The 22175-nt window shown below is 37.6% G+C and carries 23 protein-coding genes, 1 tRNA gene and 1 pseudogene; 4 read left to right on the forward strand and 21 right to left on the reverse strand.

Translation table 11 applies throughout. The annotated features are described in order from the left end of the window. Positions 1-30 precede the first annotated feature (30 nt). The 15 genes from IGJ87_RS08485 to map all read right to left on the reverse strand — a co-directional run bounded on the left by IGJ87_RS08485 (position 31) and on the right by map (position 16064). Positions 31-1617, reverse strand: a complete 1587-nt coding sequence (locus IGJ87_RS08485) for a class I SAM-dependent methyltransferase (protein WP_010721714.1) — start codon at positions 1615-1617, stop codon at positions 31-33. Then, complete coding sequence (locus IGJ87_RS08490) at positions 1607-2827, reverse strand: ABC transporter ATP-binding protein (protein WP_002289079.1); 1221 nt, start codon at positions 2825-2827, stop codon at positions 1607-1609. The genes IGJ87_RS08485 and IGJ87_RS08490 overlap by 11 nt, the downstream gene beginning before the upstream one ends. Positions 2828-2838: 11 nt before the next feature. After that, positions 2839-3645 (reverse strand): ABC transporter permease, encoded by an 807-nt coding sequence (locus IGJ87_RS08495; RefSeq protein WP_002289081.1) that lies wholly within the window; start codon positions 3643-3645, stop codon positions 2839-2841. A 209-nt stretch (positions 3646-3854) separates the two neighbouring features. After that, positions 3855-5135, reverse strand: coding sequence for an EpaQ family protein (locus IGJ87_RS08500; RefSeq protein WP_010721713.1), 1281 nt, complete (start codon positions 5133-5135; stop codon positions 3855-3857). A 43-nt stretch (positions 5136-5178) separates the two neighbouring features. Next, entirely contained in the window at positions 5179-7212 is a 2034-nt protein-coding gene (locus tag IGJ87_RS08505) for a DUF7657 domain-containing protein (protein WP_010721712.1), read from the reverse strand. Between the two features lie 34 nt (positions 7213-7246). Then, positions 7247-8098, reverse strand: coding sequence for a dTDP-4-dehydrorhamnose reductase (rfbD, locus tag IGJ87_RS08510; RefSeq protein ID WP_002294531.1), 852 nt, complete (start codon positions 8096-8098; stop codon positions 7247-7249). 97 nt (positions 8099-8195) lie between these two features. Next, the gene (rfbB, locus tag IGJ87_RS08515; RefSeq protein ID WP_002296544.1) at positions 8196-9224 is read right to left on the reverse strand and encodes a dTDP-glucose 4,6-dehydratase; all 1029 of its coding nucleotides are present in this window, start codon (positions 9222-9224) and stop codon (positions 8196-8198) included. Between the two features lie 21 nt (positions 9225-9245). After that, positions 9246-9818 carry a dTDP-4-dehydrorhamnose 3,5-epimerase gene (gene rfbC, locus IGJ87_RS08520; RefSeq protein ID WP_010721711.1) on the reverse strand — a complete coding sequence of 191 codons (573 nt, stop codon included), beginning with the start codon at positions 9816-9818 and terminating at the stop codon, positions 9246-9248. A 13-nt stretch (positions 9819-9831) separates the two neighbouring features. Further along, positions 9832-10698 (reverse strand): glucose-1-phosphate thymidylyltransferase RfbA, encoded by an 867-nt coding sequence (gene rfbA, locus IGJ87_RS08525; RefSeq protein WP_002286449.1) that lies wholly within the window; start codon positions 10696-10698, stop codon positions 9832-9834. Between the two features lie 99 nt (positions 10699-10797). Then, on the reverse strand, positions 10798-11505 hold the full coding sequence (locus IGJ87_RS08530; RefSeq protein ID WP_010721710.1) for a glycosyltransferase family 2 protein: 708 nt from the start codon (positions 11503-11505) through the stop codon (positions 10798-10800). Between the two features lie 4 nt (positions 11506-11509). Continuing rightward, entirely contained in the window at positions 11510-12337 is an 828-nt protein-coding gene (locus tag IGJ87_RS08535; protein WP_010721709.1) for a glycosyltransferase, read from the reverse strand. Beyond that, positions 12337-13137, reverse strand: a complete 801-nt coding sequence (locus IGJ87_RS08540; protein WP_002377108.1) for a glycosyltransferase — start codon at positions 13135-13137, stop codon at positions 12337-12339. The genes IGJ87_RS08535 and IGJ87_RS08540 overlap by 1 nt, the downstream gene beginning before the upstream one ends. Continuing rightward, positions 13130-14269, reverse strand: a complete 1140-nt coding sequence (locus IGJ87_RS08545) for an MraY family glycosyltransferase (RefSeq protein ID WP_002286457.1) — start codon at positions 14267-14269, stop codon at positions 13130-13132. The genes IGJ87_RS08540 and IGJ87_RS08545 overlap by 8 nt, the downstream gene beginning before the upstream one ends. A gap of 75 nt (positions 14270-14344) precedes the next feature. Further along, positions 14345-15268: a YihY/virulence factor BrkB family protein gene (locus IGJ87_RS08550; RefSeq protein ID WP_002286461.1), complete on the reverse strand. Its 924-nt coding sequence runs from the start codon at positions 15266-15268 to the stop codon at positions 14345-14347. Positions 15269-15299: 31 nt separating this feature from the next. Then, positions 15300-16064: a type I methionyl aminopeptidase gene (gene map, locus IGJ87_RS08555; RefSeq protein ID WP_002294533.1), complete on the reverse strand. Its 765-nt coding sequence runs from the start codon at positions 16062-16064 to the stop codon at positions 15300-15302. 157 nt (positions 16065-16221) lie between these two features. On the opposite strand from map, the gene IGJ87_RS08560 reads away from it, so the two are divergent. Further along, positions 16222-16662 carry a flavodoxin gene (locus tag IGJ87_RS08560; protein ID WP_430609157.1) on the forward strand — a complete coding sequence of 147 codons (441 nt, stop codon included), beginning with the start codon at positions 16222-16224 and terminating at the stop codon, positions 16660-16662. Positions 16663-16839: 177 nt separating this feature from the next. Here IGJ87_RS08560 and IGJ87_RS08565 read toward each other — a convergent pair whose 3' ends face one another. Continuing rightward, the gene (locus tag IGJ87_RS08565) at positions 16840-17409 is read right to left on the reverse strand and encodes a TetR/AcrR family transcriptional regulator (protein ID WP_002286467.1); all 570 of its coding nucleotides are present in this window, start codon (positions 17407-17409) and stop codon (positions 16840-16842) included. Positions 17410-17666: 257 nt separating this feature from the next. On the opposite strand from IGJ87_RS08565, the gene IGJ87_RS08570 reads away from it, so the two are divergent. Together IGJ87_RS08570 and IGJ87_RS08575 are read left to right on the forward strand one after the other, a co-directional pair. Then, positions 17667-18899 carry an aminopeptidase gene (locus IGJ87_RS08570; protein WP_010721708.1) on the forward strand — a complete coding sequence of 411 codons (1233 nt, stop codon included), beginning with the start codon at positions 17667-17669 and terminating at the stop codon, positions 18897-18899. Positions 18900-19281: 382 nt separating this feature from the next. After that, a pseudogene (locus IGJ87_RS08575) lies at positions 19282-19395 on the forward strand (tyrosine-type recombinase/integrase); the annotation flags it as partial. 45 nt (positions 19396-19440) lie between these two features. Here IGJ87_RS08575 and IGJ87_RS08580 read toward each other — a convergent pair. After that, positions 19441-19514, reverse strand: a tRNA-Arg gene (locus IGJ87_RS08580). A gap of 153 nt (positions 19515-19667) precedes the next feature. Between IGJ87_RS08580 and IGJ87_RS08585 the strand changes: the two genes are divergently transcribed. Beyond that, positions 19668-19832, forward strand: coding sequence for a hypothetical protein (locus IGJ87_RS08585; protein WP_002286676.1), 165 nt, complete (start codon positions 19668-19670; stop codon positions 19830-19832). Between the two features lie 157 nt (positions 19833-19989). On the opposite strand, the gene IGJ87_RS08590 is transcribed toward IGJ87_RS08585, so the two are convergent. The 4 genes from IGJ87_RS08590 to IGJ87_RS08605 form a co-directional block, all read right to left on the reverse strand. Beyond that, positions 19990-21171, reverse strand: coding sequence for a GNAT family N-acetyltransferase (locus IGJ87_RS08590; RefSeq protein WP_002297967.1), 1182 nt, complete (start codon positions 21169-21171; stop codon positions 19990-19992). Positions 21172-21293: 122 nt separating this feature from the next. After that, a complete protein-coding gene (locus IGJ87_RS08595; protein WP_002286592.1) occupies positions 21294-21707 on the reverse strand; it encodes a DUF3284 domain-containing protein in 414 nt (137 codons plus the stop codon). Beyond that, positions 21707-21889, reverse strand: coding sequence for a DUF3188 domain-containing protein (locus IGJ87_RS08600; RefSeq protein WP_002286596.1), 183 nt, complete (start codon positions 21887-21889; stop codon positions 21707-21709). The genes IGJ87_RS08595 and IGJ87_RS08600 overlap by 1 nt, the downstream gene beginning before the upstream one ends. Positions 21890-21919: 30 nt before the next feature. After that, complete coding sequence (locus IGJ87_RS08605; RefSeq protein ID WP_002286598.1) at positions 21920-22141, reverse strand: hypothetical protein; 222 nt, start codon at positions 22139-22141, stop codon at positions 21920-21922. Between the last annotated feature and the right edge of the window lie 34 nt (positions 22142-22175).

Consider the following 22175-nt stretch of genomic DNA (forward strand, 5'->3'; position numbering starts at 1 on the left):
TACTCCTTATCTTTATAAGTTAATCATTATTTACATTTCAATGATCCATGATTGACCATTTTGAGCCACTGCTTCCACTAAGAATGAACGTTCCTTCTCGCAAAGGATCCGCAGTTCAAATCCTGCTTTTGCTCCTTCAGCTAGCTGTTTTGCTTGATTGACTTCTTCTCGTAAAACAGGAATTGCTTCAAAAAATGGTGATTGGTCGGCTGATAACTTATAGGACAATGGTTGGCGATCCGAATTAGCGATTCCCCACCCGATGATTTTCAATATCTTTGTTTCTGCATCCCAGATTTTTTCGTCAATACATAGAGAAAGCTCTTTTTCTTGGATTTTTTTCGATGTTTCTTTCTTACGTCGCCCTAATCTATGTTTGATTGTCCATTCACCACTTTCCAACAACGTGCAATAGCGATTTATGGTTGTTTTCAACGTCTGATCTAATCTTGTATTATTCTCAATAAGATGATGATTTTCTCTTTCTAATTCATCATTTTTCTCAGAAAGCTGCTTTGTAACTTCAGCCATTGGACGGATTGTTTCCAGCAATTCTTTCATTGTTGGTGTCAATTCTCCGATAAAACGATAGTGACAATGGATAGTCACTTCTTTCCCTGCAATATCCGTTAAAAAAAACTCTGGTAAATCTTTACCATCAAACAAATAACAATCATTTACTGTTTTGACTACAGCATTTGAATCGATAAATGTGAGTTTTTCTCCAGCAGCTTCTGCGCTGAATTCGATAAAGCTAGGTTGCTGCGCGAAGCGAAACACCATTCGTTCTGCTAATTCTGATACATGGAAACTTAGTGTCTCATTTTCCCCTGTGAAATTATTGAATGGTATTTGTTGAATTATTTCATCTTGTTTCGTTTGCTGGATTACTTCTAATACTTTCACATAATTAGAATTTTGTGGCTGCGCAATGGAACTTTGTGCTACTGGATGTTTCATCAATGAGAAGAAGTATTGGTAGACTTCGCCAAATGGTCGCATTTTGAAATCATAACGTACAGCTTCCGGCAATTCTTCATAAGTTGATTTTAATTCTGTATCACCTACAGCTAAGTACAAATAATCTTCAATATTGATGTATAATCCTGCTTTTTCAAAAACTTTTTGGAAGCCATCATGAGTATAAAAAGAATTATGGGTTTCATCTAGCAAACCATAAGAAGCCCATGGCAATTGATTATTGAACAAATCAATCATGACAGAATTATGCGCCAAGTTAGGGAATGTAATTAGAATTTCTCCTTCTTCATTCAAAAATTCTCTAACTTTCTTCAACGTTTTTCCAGGATCTACCAAATGTTCTAAAACATCGGCAAACAAAACGTAATCAAATGTTTGTCCAGCATAATAGTTTGCCCATTCAAAACTTTCGATATCTCCATAAAATCCATCTTGGGCAAACTCGCTGACAAAATCGAACAATTCCTTATCTAGCTCGACAATGCTCACTTCACATTGTTTTGCTCCGATCAAATGTTTCGTTAATCGGCCGTTTCCAGGACCAAACTCTAAAACTTTACTTCCTGGTTTGATCTGTGCGGCAATTTTTCCCACACTGCTTTGTTCATCTAGGTCCATTTCAAAATCATATTTCATTGCTATGAGTCCCTTCTTCCCATTTATGGTCTAAGACCACGATGCCTTCTCCGATATAAGAACCGCTGACAAACAAGTTCATGTATTTTGTCTTGTATACCAAAGGAACCGTTGCATTTTCTTCAAAGACCGCAACGTCAAAATAATATTCACCAGCTAACAAACCTAACTTTTCATACTCCAGATAAAAGATATTCTCACCTTTTTTCCAAGGGATCTTGATACCATCTAGTAGAGTATTGAGTCCGCACACATAAAAATTGTCGACTGTACGCAGAGCAATTCCTAAAACTGGATTTTTGATTGTATCGTCTTTTACTTCATAGGTTACTTTAACGTATAGTTTTTCTCCTTGTTCCAGCATATCCACTGGATTTTTATCTTTATCCAACAATTCGGCTTTCGTCACGTCTACGATATCTGGAGCTGCGAAGCGTTCTACTTGGTTTTTATTTCGATCTACTGTTTTAACTGATTTTTTCTTCAAAAAGTTTTCGTAATTCGTCGTTACTTCCATCGTATCACCATATTCGACAACTTCTCCATTTTTCAACCAATAGGAACGATCACAAAAACGGCGAATCGAACTAATATCATGAGAAACGAATAAAATCGTTTTTCCCGAGTTCTTAATTTCTGTAAATTTTTCCATACATTTCAGTTGGAATTCAAGATCTCCTACTGCCAATGCTTCATCCACAATCAAAATATCAGGATTCACATTGATCGCTACAGCAAAAGCTAGACGAACGAACATCCCACTTGAATAGGTTTTTACAGGTTGATAAATATGGTCGCCAATATCAGCAAATTCAATGATATCATCGACCATTTCATCGACTTCTTCTCTTGAAAATCCTAGAACCATTCCATTTAAATAGATATTTTCATAGCCAGAATACTCAGGATTGAATCCTGATCCTAGTTCTAGCAAAGCTGAGATTTTTCCTTCGATTTCCATCGTGCCGGATGTTGGTGTCAGTACTCCCGTAATGATTTTCAACATTGTAGATTTTCCCGATCCGTTTTCTCCCACGAAACCGATCATCTCACCTTTTTTTATTTCTACATTCACGTTTTTCAACGCATAAAATACATCATGATAGGATTTCTTAAAAGGATTGAGGGCTTCACGAAATCGATCCGAAGGTTTTGCGTACATATTATAAGATTTTGTGATATCTTTTAGTCTAATTGCATATTCTGTCATAGCTATTCTCCTTACAGCACATCTGAAAAATGTGGTTTCAATCTACGGAACACTGCAGAGCCGATTACGAACATTACTAACGTGAAAACCCAGAAATACAAAGTATATGTTCCATGCTCCCAGAACCAAGCTTCACTTAAAAATGACTCACGATAACCTTGAACAACATAGTACAGCGGATTTAATTTCAATATGCTTACAAGACCTGAATCAAACTGATTAGGGCTCCATAATATCGGTAATGTCCACATGATCAACTGCAGCACGATCGTAATTAATTGCATGATATCAGGTAAAAATGGTTGGATCGATGCCGTCAGCCAAGTCAATCCTGTCAAGAAAGCACACATGCAAAATAAATAATAAATCAGCTGTAAAGACATTGCTGAAGGATATATACCATTTATAAGCGCGACAGCTATGCCAATCAGAATGAAGAATAAATGGGTGTACAGATTGGATAGGATTTTCGTCGTGGGCAAGATACGAATATTGAATACGACTTTCTTTACTAAATAAGTATATTCCCGAAAAACAACCGTAGTTGATGCAAATGCATCTGAGAAGAAGAACCAGGGAATCATCCCGGTAACTAAATATACGATAAATGGGTATTTTGCATCGATCATTTGTGCTTTCAGTCCAACACCAAATACCAGCCAATAAATCAATACAGTAAATAGCGGATTGATAAACGCCCATAAGATTCCTAAAAACGATCCTGCATATCTTGATTTGAAGTCATTGATCGAAAACTGTAGCAGTAATTTTCTGTTCTGATAAATGTCCTTCATAAATAAATACAAATCTTTAAACATTTGTGTTCCTCCAAGCGATTTTCAGTGAATTACAGTCAAGTGCCATTTTACCATATTTTTGGTACCGAGCTGCGTTCTTATTTCTTTCTTAATTTTCTATGATACAAGATTTTCTCTAACGTTTCTATTTTACAGAAGATGCTAGACAATTGCAATAAACCAAAAAAGGCTGCGACGGTTGTCACAGCCTCTCTCGTATTTTGTGCCTATCAATGATAGCGTTGGATCCTGGAAGAATGAGCGCTATCTGGTTGTTCCTCATAAGATGTATCATCATAAGTCATATCGTCATATGCCTCTTCCATAACATAGAATTCCTCCGTAACTTCTGGTTCATCATATCGATGAACGGCCATAGCCAACAGGATATAAATAATCGGAACCCATGGGTATGAAGTCAATGTATCCTCCATAAATGACTGCATCATCACCGCAAAAAAGGCCCAGATAAAAGTCATCTGCCCGTTGGATAAATCTGCTTTCAACGTTAAGCGACCAATAAAAAGGATAAGCAGCAAAGCAGCAATCCCAAATCCTATCAATCCATAGATATTCAAAATAGAATTATAACTATTGTGGTTTCCTAAAAATTGGTTTCCTCGCTGGAAGATAAATGTTTTCATTCCTAGTAAAACTTGTTCAGATTTTTCTCCTAGCGTCTGATAGAATTTATGCCAAATATCTTCTCGACCGGTAAACAAATTGACTTTTTCAGAGACAGCCGCCAGATAAGAAATCGGCAAAGCTAAAAGAATCGTAACCGTGTAGGCAATAAATGGCGCACGAATGACACGCATCAACGATTTAGGTAAAAGATCCAATATCGCAAAAACAATCAACGCGACTAATGCACCTCTAGATTGGCAGACCCAAATACCTAAAAAGGCTGCAACGACTGCTATCCCACCGATGATTCGAACATACCATCGTTCAAAAGAACTGGCAAATCCACTGATCAATAAAGCAAGAGTCATCAAAGAACTTCCGATTGTATTCGTATTGATCCAAATATCAGAAAGCGAATTGCCTGGAGCCCAGATGCTTTGTCCTTCTGGTACTTGGATCTCTGTAAATACACGATATAACGTGATTCCGAGGAAGACCGTAAAGACAATCAGATAAATACCGCGATCCCATTTTGTCCACTCGATCCATTTAATTACTAAACAAAATAAAATAATCAAAGGAAACAGTAAGTCTCCAAATAAAGACTCATTTCTTAATTCCCGAAAGTAAGAAAAGAAAATGAAAAGGGCAAGCGCAACACCTAGATAAAGAAAATCGACGCCTTTTGCTTTATAAACATTTAAAATGAGCAAAATAGCCACACTAAAAGCGATAAGTAATGAACTATTGTTATATATAAACAAAGTTGCTGGAAAACCTAACCCTGCTGTCCAAACAAAAAAGACTAGCGTCAGCAACAAAAGCAAGAAACCGACACTCATTTTGTTGACAAATTTTTGTACGATTGCTTGAATTATCTCCACTCTCCTTTCTACTAATATTTCAGGATTATTCTCAGCTAGCCTATTACTGTACGACTAGCTGATTTTCCTGAGTTTGTGTTTGTGGTACATCTGGATAATCCGGATATTCTACTTTAAAAATCATATAACCGTCTTTATCCGGTCCATATAGCTGCGTGAACTGCGCTTCATATAATTGGTTGTAATCAGTTAATGGTCGTTTACTGATCACATAGTCGATCCCTAATTTTTCTGCGTCTTCAAAATTCAACGTGACCGAAAACATATCTGGACGATCTAAAATGAACTTTGTATCTTCCTTAGCGATAAAAGCTCTTGTATGAGCATACCGATTATAATACTTCTCGTATTCTTCTTTCGGATCGATTTTCTTCCATGCAGCTATATCTGGATAAAAGCGTACTGTATTGAAGGATTTCACTCCCAATGTTGGGGTGAAGTTATATAATTCATCTTCAGACAACCAAACTTTACCAGGATCTTGTTGATCGATTTTTTGGATTTCTTTTGCCAGTGTTTTTTCAAAAATCGCTCCTGTACCTTCTACGACTGGATTGACGAAAAAGCCAGATACGATAACTAAGGCGACAAAAGCGAGGTAAAACAAGCGTCTCCAGCCAAATAATGCAAAAGCTAAAATCACTGTTCCCAACACAGCAACTGCGATGGTTTCAAAATCCGAAAAATAATTATCCATTTTCGAATGCGTAATCGCATAGAAATAAGACCATGCATTTACTGCCAACAAAATGAATTTATACCAAATAGGAATAACATCTTCTCTCCAAATATAAGCGATAAACCAGATCGATAATAAACAAGCCGCAAAACTAAAAGTAAGGATGGCTCTTAATGGAGGAACATAAGACAGCAGAGTGATTCCTGCTAGCCATTTTGGCAACCCAACGGTAATCCAAAAGATAGAAAACAGACAAAAAATCATCAAAATACGTCCCAGTAACTTTTGTTCGCTATCTTTTTTGCCAAATAACACAAATGGACTTGCTAGGAATACAGTTGGAAAAAAGTGATAGAACAGGGCCACTTCAGAGTTATTCGAATAGTTGATATCTTCAAAAGGAATTTTCCAATTTGTAAGGAAAGAAAAAAATTCGCCAATCGTCCACTTTCCTCCAGTACTTACCCGTTTTCCTGGATATAAGGTATTCAAAGAAGCTAACAATGCGTCTTTTGACGTTAGCCAGAAATGAACCATGACTCCGCCAATAAATAAAACTGCCCCTCCAATCAACACTACATCCAACAGATCCCATGAAACTTTCTTGCTATAGTAAATAAGCAGGCCAACAAAATAAAAAATCAGCAAGTACGCCAGCATCACTTGATGGGCTGGGTAAATCACTAAAATAAACCCAATACCGAAAATAACCACCAAAAGCATCATCAACGTTCGTAGCCATTTTTTATCATGATTGTAGAAATAATGATAAAAAGCAGTCATCAGTCCCAAAGTAAAGAAAATCAAATCGCCCACATGTTGCATGAACCACCACTGGACTGCTGGAGAAAATGTCAGCGCAAATGCACCGATTAGCGATAGAGCTTTTTTCCTCTTCGTTAATATCATCAGTACTTCGAATCCAAGCAAGACCATGACGACTAATTTCATCGCCCAATAAAAGGAAAGTCCTCGATCTCTTCCGAGGAAAAAGAATCCCCAGTTGAATGGTTTTCCGATAACCGTAATATCCTTTACAGGAGAATTATACGCAATGATCATGTTTTGTCCGTTTAATGAATAATCCTCGTTCACCAACGGAAAGTCCTCTTCAGCTTGTGAGAGGTAAAAAGGTGTCTGCACCAGCCATTCGTCTGACCGCACTTCCCGATTCTGTCCAAAAATCACATCAGTTTTTTTCCCATCGTCTCTTTGCGACACATATTTATCCCAAACACCAAGTGAACTTCCGTTTAAATTAAAAGTAACGATGACCACGATGACTAAAACGCCAATAAGATAGCGGAGTTTTAGAAACAGGTCAAGCACCAAATTCGAATCTGCCTGATTCGCTTTTGGCTTTTCTTTTCGTCGTGCACTTCTTGTTTGTTTTTCCATATCATGCTCCAAATTCTATTTGATAAAAAGGAAATTACTTATTCATTTTTTTGGCAGCTTCCAGCATTTGCGCAAGTGCTTCTTGCCAAGTTGGTATGACAAAACCTAACGCTTCTGTCTTTTTCAGGCTCATGACTGAATACTGCGGACGTGTTGCTTTTTGCGGAAATTCTTCTGACGTAACAGGTGCAACTTCTACATCTGTATCTTTCAATATTTCTTTTGCGAACTCATACCAAGAACAGCTATTTTCGTTCGACAAATGATAAATACCAAATGGTGCTTTTTCTTCGATGACATATACCATAAATTCTGCCAAAGTACGTGTCCAAGTTGGTCGCCCAAACTGGTCATTTACTACAGTCAGTTTGTCGCGGGTTTCCGCTAGGCGTTGCATCGTGAAGACGAAATTGTGTCCATAGATCCCGAAAACCCAAGAAGTTCGTATGATATAATAGTCTTCTAAAATCTCTTCTACTGCTTTTTCGCCTAATAATTTCGTACGACCATATTCATTTAGTGGATTCGTTTGGTCGTCTACTTCGTATTCTACATTTTTGTTTTTTCCATCGAAAACATAGTCTGTACTGATATAGACGAATTGTGCATTCACAGCTTTTGCTGCAAGTGCTACATTTCTTGTGCCATCGACATTGATTTTCTCATCTAATTCTTTTGCTTCTTCTTCTGCTTTATCTACTGCTGTGTAAGCTGCGCAATGGAAAATAACATCGGGTTTTAATTCTGTAATATAAGCCATTGTTTTCTCAGCATCTGTGATATCCAAGTCTTTTGCATCTGTTGAAACATATGGCAGATTTTTTTCATCTAATAAATGGCGCAATTCTGTACCTAATTGTCCATTTCCTCCAGTTAATAAAAACATATGGTTATCCGCTCCTTGATTTTTATTTTAAAAAAGAGACAGGCGAGCGCCTGCCTCACATGTGTTTTTCCATTAATACAGTGAAATTTCCTCTGTATTATTGTCCATTTTTGGCATATGCTGCTTCAACGGCCTCTTTTTCTTTTTTCCACCAGTCTTCATGTTCTTCGTACCATTTGATCGTGTCAGCCAACCCATCACGGAAGTTCGTAAACTCAGGCTGCCAACCTAGCTCTTCTCGCAATTTTGTCGAATCGATTGCATAACGCAAATCGTGCCCTGCACGGTCGTTTACATGGTCGTATGCGTCTTTTGGTTGGCCCATCATTTCTAAGATCAATTCCATCACGGTCTTATTATCTTCTTCACCGTCTGCACCGATCAGATAGGTTTCGCCAATTCTGCCTTTCGTCAAAATCAGCCACACTGCTGAAGAATGATCATTCGTATGGATCCAGTCACGAACATTCTTTCCTTCGCCATATAATTTTGGACGAATACCGCTTAAGATACTCGTTACTTGGCGAGGAATAAATTTTTCAATATGCTGATAAGGACCATAGTTGTTTGAACAGTTTGAAATGGTTGCACGTAAGCCAAAAGAACGCACCCATGCTTTTACTAACAGATCTGAACCAGCTTTTGTAGAAGAATATGGACTTGAAGGATTATATGGTGTTTCCGCAGTGAATTTTTCTCCTTCGCCTTCCCCATGTCCTGGCAGGTCTTCACGTAATGGAAGATCGCCGTAAACCTCGTCAGTAGATACGTGATGATAGCGTACATCATACTTGCGGCAAGCTTCTAAAAGTGTATACGTACCAATGATATTCGTTTGTACAAATGGGAAAGGATCTTTTAATGAATTATCGTTATGGGATTCTGCCGCGTAATGAACAACTGCGTCCGCTTCTTTTACTAGACGGTCCACTAATTCTGCATCTGCAACATCTCCTACGACCAATTCTACGCGATCGCTAGGAAGTCCAGCCAAGTTCTCTTTGTTTCCTGCATAAGTCAGTTTATCCAAAACAGTGACATGCACTTCTGGATGATTGTTTACCACGTAATGAACGAAATTAGAGCCGATGAATCCGGCACCTCCGGTAACAATGATGTTTTTCATAAGAAAATTTCTCCTTAATTCTTAGATTTCTCCGTAAACAAATGGATTTTCTGCTTCAAATCCTTTTAATGTCGGATGACGGTGATCTTTTTCCGACATAATCGCTCTTGATGGATCAATTGGCCAATCAATCGCTAGATCTGGATCATCAAATGCGATGCCCCCATCTGCTTCTGCATTATAGTAATTATCACACTTATAAAGGAAGTTCACATTTGGTGTCAAAGTAACGAATCCATGGGCATATCCTTTAGGTACAAGCAACTGTCGATGATTATGTTCAGATAAGATAAATCCGTCCCATTGACCATAAGTCGGGCTACCTTTGCGGATATCCACTACTACATCTAAAACTGCTCCAGTGACTACCCGAATCAATTTTGTCTGTGCAGCTTCTCCTTTTTGGAAATGAAGCCCCCGAAGGACACCAGCTTCAGCTGATAGTGAATGGTTGTCTTGAACAAAGTCATATTTCAATCCATGTTCTGCAAATTTTGCTTTTGAATAACTTTCTGTGAAGAAACCGCGATGATCGCCAAAGACATCCATTTCTACGATTTTGACATCTGTTAATTTTGTATCTGTTACTTTCATCTGTAAGGACTCCTTATTCAGCGGCCAAATTCAATAAATATTGACCGTATTGATTTTTTTTCAATGGCTGTGCAAGGGCCAGCAATTGTTCCTTATCGATGTAGCCCATACGGTAAGCAATTTCTTCCAAACAAGCCACTTTTAAGTTCTGACGTTTTTCAATTGTTTCGATAAAGGTAGATGCTTCAAGCAATGATTCATGTGTTCCTGTATCAAGCCAAGCAAATCCGCGTCCCATAAGTTCTACGGATAGTTTTCCTTTATCCAAATATGCTTTATTGACATCCGTAATCTCTAGTTCTCCACGTTCTGAAGGTTTGATACCTTTAGCGATAGAAATTACCTCATTGTCATAAAAATAAAGGCCAGTTACAGCGTAATTTGATTTTGGCTGAGCAGGCTTTTCTTCAATCGACAAAGCTTGCATATTCTCATCAAATTCTACTACACCAAAGCGTTCTGGATCATTGACATGATAGCCAAATACTGTTGCTCCTGTATCTTTTGAAGCTGCTCGTTGCAACATTTTAGACAGACCGCCACCATAGTAAATATTGTCCCCTAATACCAAGCAGACACTATCATCTCCAATAAATTCTTCTCCAATGATAAACGCTTGTGCCAATCCATCTGGACTTTCTTGTACTGCATATTCGATCTGCAGTCCTAAATCATTTCCGTTTCCAAATAATTCCTTGAAACGTGGTGTATCTTGTGGCGTTGAAATAATCAGAATTTCTTTGATTCCTGCCAACATCAGAGTAGACATTGGATAATAAATCATTGGTTTGTCATAAATCGGCATCAATTGTTTCGATGTTGCCTTTGTTAAAGGGTACAGACGTGTTCCGCTGCCCCCAGCAAGAATGATTCCCTTCATGGATATATGTTCTCCTTTTTGATTTCAAATTTCACTTTGTTATTATCTCATCAATTGTTATATTTGTCATGGAAATATTAAGGATTTAAACATCTTTTATCAACGTTTAAACCATTTTCGTTTGATCAACGCCGTAATCAGATGAATACGCCAAGAAATTTTTTGCCGTAATTTAGAATGTGTTTCAATCTCACTCGCGTTTAAATCATGTCTTCGGTACAGAGTTAACGGTTCTCTTAGGAACCCAGTCTTCTTTCCTCCCAGCAAACCAATCCACATATCATGCATCGGCACTTCTGACGGGATCGGCAAAATATCGGGTTTTAAAGAAGACCGGAAAGCCATACCAGCACCAATATAGTGACTTCTTATCACATTATTAAGCCATCCTTCTTTGGAATTTCGAAACGAAAAATACGAATCATGGATCTCTTGCAGCTCGCTGTCCACAATGATCAAATCAGAAACTACTACTAGCTGATCCGGATTCTGCTCAAAATAGTCAGTGATCTTTTTCACTTTTGTCTCCAACCAAACATCATCTTGGTCTGCCAAAAAGATTAGATCTCCTTTCGTCTGCTGGATCGCATAACCAAAATTAGTGATCAATCCTTGACGAGGCCCCGAAAAAAGCTGGATTCGCTTATCTTTTTCTGCGTATTCAGTTAATATATCCCATGTATCATCTACTGACCCATCATCAGAAATGACTACTTCATCTTCTGCTGAAAGCTGAGATAAAATACTATCTAACTGCTCTCTTAAATATCTGCCTCCATTAAAGGTAGCTATACAAACCGAACGCACGAATTCACACCTTCCAATTCTTAACATATGAGCGCAAAGTCATCCGCCAGATATGCCGGTTTTTGACGGTCAAGAACTGTTTAGCTGTTCTTAACAATAATTGTCGTCGGTGACTGGATAAATGCCTTTGATCATATTCATGATAAAATCGATTTTCTGCTTGTAAAATAGAACGGTATCGATTACTTGAAACTTTTTCATAGTCTAAAACCGAAAGATCATGTTCCATTCGTACAGGAAGGATCTCCACAGTTTTTTCCAACTGATCCACTTTCCAAAACAGCCAATGATCCAAAAAATCTAAAGAAAAAGCAGGATTAAACCCGCCAATCTTTTTTAGAAATTTGACAGACCAGGCAACACCTGAATTGATTGCCATGATTCGTTCAGCTGTTGGGCCTTCAACTTCTACTGCTTGAGCTGTACGATTGATATAACGATCTGAATATAGGGGAGAAACTTGTCGGCTCCCAGAAAAAATCATCGGAACTGCAGCAACACATTCATCTGTAAAGGTTACTTTACGCAATAGTTCAAAATAATCGTCGTCTAGCCTCGTATCCTGATCCAGAGTGACGAGACAACGTGTTCCTTCATATGCTTGAGACAACGCAAAATTATAAGCCACCGCTAAACCAGGATTTTGCGGATCATGATGGTAAACGATATTTTCTTTTTCAAACATCTCATTTTGCTGCCTTTGAGGACTATTATCGTAAACAATAAGCTGAATTTGCTTTTCGCTAAGTGCTTTGCTTAATGGTCCATAAGCTGGAGATTGACTGAATAGTTGCTGATAAAGCACAACGACTACTAATATTTCTGGTTTCATCAGAAAAAACGCCACCCCCACTTATTGAAAAATTTCATCATAGAAGTCAAAAACACGCGAAACAGTTTTGCATTTCGATGCGCACCCTTCCCGTAAAAATGGATAACTGCATAAAAGGGTGTGTACAATAACTTGTAACCTGCTTTTTCAAAACTCAAACACAAGTCGTTGTCTTCAAAGTACATGAAGAAACGCTCATCAAACCCCTTTATCTCTTTAAATTTATCAATATCAGCTACCATAAAACTACCTGAGATCATCCGTACATAACTATTAGCATCAGTAGGCAATCCTCGGCATTCAAACACAGCCAGTCGTTTGTCAAACTTTTTTTTGACCCATTTGAAAGGCACAAAGCGCAAAACGTAATCAAAAACAGCCAGCTGCTCACGGATGAGGTGCTGAGTTGTTCCATCTTCATTAAGAATCTTAGGTGCTAACATCGCACATTCCGGATGTTCTTTCAATAACAAGACCAATGCTGTAACTGTCTCTTCATCCACTAAAATATCTGGGTTACAAATAATGCCATAGCGAGAATCGCTAGCTATCAGATTGTGATTATGTCCATAACCAAATCCGGAATTTTCATCATGAAAATAGATATCGATGTAGGGATATTTCCTATACTTTGTTAGTCTTTTTTTGTACTCGGGAAGTGAATTGTTGTCAAAAATTCGGATTTTTACTGCTGTTTCATCTTTTACAGTTGAAATAAAATTATCTAGTGTCCGAAAAATTTTATCACTGTTTGCCGTCACAATACTAATAAGGATCGGCTGGTTTAATTTGTTATTCATCTATATGACGGTTCCATTTCTTCAAATATTTCTGTTTTACTTGCGTACGGTACTCTTTATTCCCTAAAAATCGCAATGTTTTTAAAATAAACTGATGTTTCTCATTGATCAGACCAATCAATTCAAATAATAAAATTGCAGCAAACAACATGGCAATAATCAATATGATCGTTCCGATTCTTCCAGTATAATTCATGACCATAGCTGTGAAAGAAAACATCAAAGCCATCGCATAAATCGTCAGGACAGCACCTTTATGAGTAAAGCCTAAACTGATTAGTCGGTGATGAAGATGTTTTTTATCTGCTGTAGAAAAAGAAACACGGTTTGCTTTTCTCCTAATGATAGCAAAAAACGTGTCTGTTACCGGCACTCCCATGACGATCAGCAAAGAAATCGATGAAACAAAAGTCACGTTCTTCAGCCCTTGTAGTGAAAGGACGGCCATCATAAACCCTAGGAATAGAGCTCCTGTATCGCCTAAATAAATCTTTGCCGGATAAAAATTGTAAGGAAAAAAACCGATAATACTTGCTACAAGACAGAAAATAACAACTGGAATATACACTGTAGAAGCATGGAGGAAAAAATATCCAATGATTCCTATCGTAATTAAACCGATCAATGAAATCCCTGCCGCCAGCCCATCCAAACCGTCAATCAGATTGACCGCATTCGTGATACCGAAGATCCAAAAAATCGTTACGGGAAAACTAAGCCAGCCTAGTTGGATATATCCAATAAAAGGAAGCGTGAAGGAATCAATACGTATATCTGCTACAAAATAAATAATAAGAGAAGCAATCAAGATCCCTATACTTTTTTGTTTAGGTGTCAGCTCATATTTATCATCGAGCACTCCTGTGACTATGATTACTAAAGAAGCAATCAAGATCGGTACAATATACGATTGAGGGATAATTTTACGGAATAAGAATAAAGTCGATATAACAAATGAAATAAAGATAGGCAGTCCGCCCGCTGAAGGCATTGGAACTTTATTTATTCTTCTTTCATTTGGTTTGTCGACCATACCTGTTTGTACTGAAATGATTTTGAATACAGGTGTTAATATCAGTGATAATAAAATTGTCAGAAAAAATCTTATAACCATACTAAAAGAAACAAGCATATGGGCACCTACTTTAATTAAGAGTCATAATTATTATAAATTACTGATATAAATTTACAATAAGAACTCTTGTTTCTACTTTTTTTTATGAGAAAATTTAGTTTTCAATTTATTGAACCATTTTCGGCTTGGATCTCGACGTTTTTTGATTTGATGACCCGTCACGTATTCTTGAACAACTGCATTGATGATTCCGCCCAAAATGATGATCGTAGCAGCAAAATTAAGCCAAAGCATGAGTACAATAAAACTTCCTATGATCTGATAACCGCTGATCCTCGTTGCAAAATACCTAGCATAGATACTAAACACTTGTGATAACAGCATCCAGCCGACAGTAGCGAAGATCGTGCCCGGAATGATCGTCTTCAACTTCAACTGAGCATTAGGGACAATTAAATAAATCAAGAACATGATGACAAATAAAGCTACCAATGTGATTGGCCACTTCAAAGTTTGGAACTGATCGATAAAGTTCACAGGTATTTGTACGATTGGCTGAATAGCATCCAAAATCAGCTGTCCCAACCCAAGAACGATAGTTACCCCACTAATAGCAATCATGAACAAGACAATGACAATTAGTGAGAAGAAACGGACGATCAAAAAATTTTTTCTATTTTCTACGCCATACGCTTTATTCATCGCAATTTGCAAAGCATTGATACTTTGACTTGCAGACCATAAAGCCGCTAATGCAGAAACGGATAACAAGCCTCCTGAACTTTGTGTCAAAAGGTCTTTGATTGCAGGACCGATAAACTGGTAAACGGTCTCAGGAATCACTTCTCGTAAATAGGTCAGTACAGTCTCTTGATCGATGTGGAGAAACGGTAAAATATTACCAAAAGCAATAATCAATGGAAATAAAGACAAGAGTAAATAATAAGCAACGACGACAGAGGTCGTACTCATTTCTGAATCAGTGATGCGCTTTTGAGTCGTCTCAATAAAGCGCATCAGATTTTCATTTTGTTTTATTTTGTTCCAAACTTTCATGTACCTCTCCCGTACCTATTGACTGGCTAGATCAATAAGTGCCTTCTTCTCCTTGTGATGTCAAAATTCTTGGACCATCTTTAGTAATAGCCAATGTATGTTCATATTGGCAAGAAAGTCCGCCGTCTCTTGTATACGCAGTCCAGCCGTTAGGATCCATTTTCATTTTCCAAGTTCCGGTATTAACCATAGGTTCGATCGTGATAACCATGCCTTCTTTCAACCGCAACCCTTTTCCAGCTTCTCCGTAATGAGGAACTGCTGGTTCTTCATGAATCGTAGGACCAACGCCATGACCAATAAAATCACGAACGATCGCTAGATTTTCGCCTTCTACATAAGTTTGGATAGCATGACCGATGTCACCAATCCGATTCCCTACTTGTGCTTGCTCAATACCGATGTACAAAGCTTTCTTCGTTACTTCCATCAATCGGTCAATCTCAGGTGTAGATTCTCCAACTACATAGGCCCAACAAGAATCAGAAATGCCGCCTTTCAAATCGATACACATATCGACTTTTACCAAATCACCGTTTTTCAAAGGCTTTTTACGAGGGAATCCATGACAAATTTCATCATTTATACTGATACAAGTCGCATATTCATACCCTTCAAAGCCAATTTGCGCAGCAATTCCGCCATGACTCTCGATATAGTTTCTGACAAATACCTCAATATCCCAACTTGTGATTCCTGGTTTTATAAAATCACGCAGATTTTTATGTACATCTGCTAATAAAGCTCCAGATTCTGCCATCATTTCAATTTCACGTGCTGATTTTAAAGTAATCATATTTTCGTCTCCTTTTTACAAATCCCTCTCATTTTAACATAGCGGCATACATTTAGCCAAATGACATTCCCCAGGTGTCTCTAGGTTTTATTTTCTTTTCAATGATGTTTTGGTATAATTCATAATTGTTAAATAATTATAAACGAGGAGGCACATCATGGCTTTAGCAAAAATCGTATATGCTAGCATGACAGGAAACACTGAAGAAATCGCCGATATTGTTGCAGAAGCATTTGAAAATCTGGATATCGAAGTCGAAATCAACGAATGTACCCAAGTAGATGCAGATGAATTCGAGGAGGCAGATATTTGCGTAGTAGCTACTTATACATACGATGATGGCGATCTGCCTGATGAGATCGTAGACTTTTATGAAGACTTGCAAGAATTGGATCTATCGGGAAAAATTTACGGTGTCTGCGGATCTGGTGATACTTTTTACGATGAATTCTGCAAATCGGTGGATGATTTCGATGCTGCTTTTGCAAAAACAGACGCATCAAAAGGAGCCGAAAATGTTAAAGTGGATCTGAATGCTGAAGAAGAAGATATCGAAAATTTAGAAGCTTTCGCTAAAGAACTAGTCGCAAAAATTTAATATACTTGCAATAAAAGAGCCATCCAGATTTATTCAATCTGTACGGCTCTTTTATTCATTGCATTCATGGAAGAGTTCTTCGGGAGTTAAAAATGCATACGCTGTAAGAAAAAAGAACTTTTCCTTATTTTGACACATCTCTTGTTATCTACTGATTTGTGGAACTTTTGAGTATATTCAATCGATTTCGATTGGTTCTTTGAATTTCAAGATAGCATCTATACTGTCTTGGATCATCTTTTCAATCTGTTCATCAGTTGGATGGATGATGCTTGAAGACATCAAAGCTGCGATCCCAGTAGCTATGATCCATGTCCCATTATACAAAGATTCGATCTGCTCTTCTGAAAGATTCACATAAGCTGGATCGCGTTTCACTGTATTCACAAAGTAAGTATAAGAGAAATTCTGCATCTCTTTTCCTCCACCATATTCTTCTAAGTACAGTGAACGATACAACTTCTTCTCTCTTCTTGCAAAATGGATATAATTAAAAGCAAGATCGATAATCGTATTCCCTGTATGCTCAACAGTGAACACTTCATATTGTAAATGATCATAGATCTGCTCAAAAAGAGCTTGTCTCAAGTCATCCATATTTTTAAACTCAAGATAAATCGGTTGCGTGGAACAATTCATTTTGTTCGCGATGTTTCTCGCAGTAAATCGTGTAAATCCATCGGTGGCAGCTACTTCATAAGCAGCTGCCAAAATCTGTTCTCTAGTAATCGTCTTTTTTCTTGCCATATTTTTTTAATCTCCTTAATTTTTTTATAACGCTTCCACCATTGATTAATTTCATTGTAACATGTTTTTTTTGATATGCAAAATTAGTTTTTGATTTTCTTCACAAGCTGAAATAGCAAGTAGTAACATATATCATGAAACTTAACCTTAAAAAAATAACCTCCTTTTTTTATTTAAAGGCCTCATTGTTTGAATCATAATTAAATGGTATCATGCTAATAGTTACCAGAAAAAAATGGTGAGGAGGAATTTTTATTATGTTATCTGATTTTAATGAACTTCTAAAAAAATATGCACGCTTAATTGCAGAAACTGGCGTAGCCACAGAAAAAGGACACACAGTTGTTTTACAGATCAGCGTGGAACAGGCACCCCTTGCTCGATTGATCACACAAGAAGCTTATAAACTAGGAGCCGCTGAGGTTATCGTTCAATGGACTGACGACCAGATCCAAAGAGAATTTCTTTTACATGCTGCAACGGATCGTATTGAGAATGTACCACAATCTAAAATCGATCAAGCGGATGAATGGCTTGAAAAAGGAGCAAACAGGATCAGTGTTGTTTCTGCCGATCCCGATGCATTTGCTGGTGTAGATAGCCATCGAGTAGCGTCTTATCAATCAGCGGCTGGCAAAGCACTAATGAATTTACGCAAGGCAACTCAAGCAAATAAAGTCAGTTGGACTGTCGTGGCTGCGGCTGGTAAACAATGGGCAGCAAAAGTCTTCCCAGAACTGCCAGAAGAAAAACAAGTTGAGGCATTATGGGATCAGATTTTCAAAACGACTCGTGTCTATGAAGAAGACCCTGTCTTAGCATGGAAGAAGCATGATGAAAAATTAGCAAAAAAAGCAGAAGAATTGAATCGAGAACAATTTTCTGCCCTGCACTATACTGCTCCCGGTACAGATATCACTATCGGATTGCCTAAAAACCATCTTTGGGAAGGCGCTGGAAGCTATAATGCTCGTGGAGAAAAATTCATGGCAAATATGCCGACGGAAGAAGTGTTCACAGCACCTGACAGTCATCGAGTAGATGGTTACATTTCAAGTACAAAGCCACTGAGTTATGCTGGCACCATCATCTCGGGTATGAAATTTACTTTTAAAGATGGAAAAGTCATTGATTTTTCTGCCGAACAAGGAGAAGATGTCTTAGCAAAACTGCTTGATACAGATGAAGGTGCGCGTCGTTTAGGAGAAATCGCACTTGTACCTGACCCTTCACCTATTTCTCAATCTGGCATCATCTTTTTCAATACATTATTTGATGAAAACGCATCGAATCACTTAGCACTAGGTTCTGCTTATGCCTTCAGTGTGAAAGGCGGTACAGAAATGTCCGATGAAGAATTAGCAGAAGCTGGATTGAATAGAAGTCAAACCCACGTAGATTTCATGGTAGGATCTGACAAGATGGATATCGACGGAATCCGTGAAGATGGCTCTACAGTACCGATTTTCCGAAATGGCGATTGGGCTTGAGTATACTTTCGCACACATGCAAAAAATAATATAAAGCATAGAATAAAGGATCTAAGCTATTGGCTTAGATCCTTTATTTCGCTAAACAACCCCACCGTTTTTTTATATGGTACTTTGAAAAGGAAAGTTGTAAGTATTAACCCATCAGCTATTACTAAAAATAATAAAAAGTCATCTCCAGTTCATTCCCATTGGCTTTACGTAAAGCTTCAAGTTATACCGCTAGAGTTAAGAACGATATATCTTTCGTCGGATAGGACTGGTATAAGCCAATCGAAATCGTTTAATTCGAATCTGTTGAAGTATGAAAATCAACTACACCGTCGACCTAGTAAGTTTTTCTTTAGTAATCAATTTTTGCCTATTTTCTCTTCGACTGTTTATTGAGGGACTAAGACATACGCATGCATCTATTTTACTTTATCAAGGAGTAAATATACTTAGCGTATCGAAACGTTTAGGACATAGCAGTTTAGAAACTACAATGTCTACTTATACAAAATAACCCCCTGTACCGCAAAGGATACAGGGGTTATTTGTACGTTCCTGACTGGAATTGAACCAGCGACCTATCGCTTAGGAGGCGATTGCTCTATCCTACTGAGCTACAGGAACAATTTCAATAAATCAATTGTAGCTTGTTTGTTTTTTACTTGCAAGCTTATCTGCTAAAAAAATCAGCTTATAGGTTAGGCAAAACGTTTCCACTAGTCCTTAACAGATGATAAACTAGAGGTAGAATGAAATAATGCAGGGAGGTTCTTTCCAATGAATGATAAGCCAAAAGAAAAAGTATACGCAGAACGCTTAGATTCATCTAAAAAAAATCGGGAAAAGATTACGAAAGAAGCAATCCAAGACCACAAAAAAGAAAACCCTAAAACAAAAGAAAACAAAAAATTCAAATTTACGAAAAAAGAGGATTTACTTTAACACTTTCCTTCAAATGCCAAGCGAAAAAACAAACGGGTTGTGACATAAGTCTTGTCACAACCCTTTTTTTCGTATAAAAAGCGTCTCAGAAGCAACTTCTTCGAAAAATAAGACAAAATTTAGTGAATACAATTTCTGCCACAAGCTCTATTTTTTATCAAAAATAGTCATTAAGAATTGGCTGTTGCTGTGGCAAGATTGAGCTTAACGTTTCTTCATATTCTTTTGTCACCTGTATTCTTTCTTGGAATACCAACTCTTCCACTTTACGATACCCTAATAATAGCTGCGTGATATGTTGGATACTTCCTCGAACGATTGGGAGTTTTGTTTGTTCTACTTTTGAGAGATGATTTTTTCCATTTTCGATTGTTACTTCCACGATTCCTTCATTCCATTTCGCATAATGATCTTCTTCTATTTGTAGGGCAAATGCAGCTTGTCTCTTTTTAAATGGATAATTTTCCAAAAACAAAGAAATATCTACGATCCTCGCCATCATATAAGGTGTGATCATTACAGAAGCAAATGGATTTTCTAATAGATAATTTTGATCATTACCGCCGTAGCCGCATGAATATTCAAATGTTTCAAAAGCACCATTGTGAGAACTTACGAAGCGAACAAGGCTGCAAAAAGCATCATGATCCAAAAATCCCCACTCCGCAATAATAAAGGAAGACGTTGCAAGCTGATAAACTATATATCCCGTTGCTTCCTCATTATCATCAAAATGCAAAGCAAACTGGTAATTGCCTTTTTGCTTGAATTTATACGTATACCACCAGTCTTCGCGCTTCAGACCAGCTCGTTGGTTTTCCGGCATCTGTTCATAAATTCTTCTGATTGCAGCTTTTGCATCTTCAAAATCCATACGCTTTATTTTTCCAGATTTTTTTTTGATAAGCGGCACATCACGACTGTTTAGTTGATAACTGATTTTATCAAATGATTGTTCATAGCCATAGCGCCGATAGAAGGGATAGGAGAATGGCGCCAGATAAGATAAGCTTACTTTACGATCACGGCAATCTTCAAGGATCTTTTCCATGATCTGATTGATCCCGCCTTGTCCCCTTGCTTCTGGATAAGAAGCAACATAGCCAATGCCGGCCATTAGGTACTCTTGTCCGTAAAAATTCACTGGAAAAGGGGTCGCCATGACTTGACTTGTTAGCCGATCCTCCTCATCAAAAAATCCGTAATTCCAAGAATTCTCCGCAAGTGTACGAAAACGTTCTCGCCTTTCAGGTGTATCTGCCCCATTAAATGCATAAGTGGCTAAATCAAACATTTCCTCAATCGAAGATACACCTAGCTCTCTTACTTTGTTTGTCATTTTGCTGCCCCTTCCTACAAAAAAGCTAGTGAGGATTCGCAGGAAAGATCTATCTTCCTATGAAAAATTCCTTCTAGCTTACTTCATTTTTCAATAACTAAATAGTACCATGCTTCATTGATTTAATACGTTGCTTCGATCATATCTAGCATTTTTTTGAAACGTCTCCGTTTAAAATACATCAAGATTGTTCCTAAAAGCATATCATTCAACTTTTGAAGCATGCCATAAGACTCCATTTTTTCTGTGTAATGAACCTCACAGGTCGAATCGTCCAATGGTTTGATTTGATAATGAACGACGAATTCATTCTTCGTTGTCGATGTACGAAACTTATAAGACTGGTTTTCAATGACTTCTTCGATTTTTATGCGAGCCCGGTTATTTTGCGAGAATTGTTTGACGTACTCCAAATTTTTCAGCTGTTTTCTAGTTACTGATTTGCCGGTCGCTTTACGTACATCGAAAAGGACAGAGTCCATAACTTTATCGTAAAAAAACGATGCTGGAATATTTAATTTTTTCGTGATTTCCATTAGTTATTTTTCTCCTTTGCTTCTTCTCTTTTTTTTCCCTTCATGAAGAAATAGATTCCTAATCCTGTTAGAAAAAGACCTGTGACCATACTATACAAATCATACCTTTGCGAATGTGGATTCAAACTATACAACACGATCAAAGAACCAATACTACATAAAAATAAACCGTTTTTTATCATCTCAACCATCCTATCTTTTTAAACCATTTTCTAAACAGCTGTCGATTGAAAATAAAGGACTGTTCCCCAAGGCTGTGCTTTGATTAGTTCCTTTGCTTTTTTAGCCGCAACTTCCGGATCTTCTGCACTTGTTTCAAAGAACAGCTTGATTCCTTGTTTTTCTTTAAATGTAAAAGTCATTCCTTCTTCATTGTATCCTTCTAACAATTCTTTGATTTCATCTTGTTGCATTGCACTGGCAATTGTAATCATTTCAGTTCCTCCTCGAAAATTCATTATGAGGAAC

Origin of the sequence: Enterococcus sp. DIV1411a (assembly GCF_050531945.1) — a bacterium.
GTDB lineage: Bacteria > Bacillota > Bacilli > Lactobacillales > Enterococcaceae > Enterococcus_B > Enterococcus_B faecium.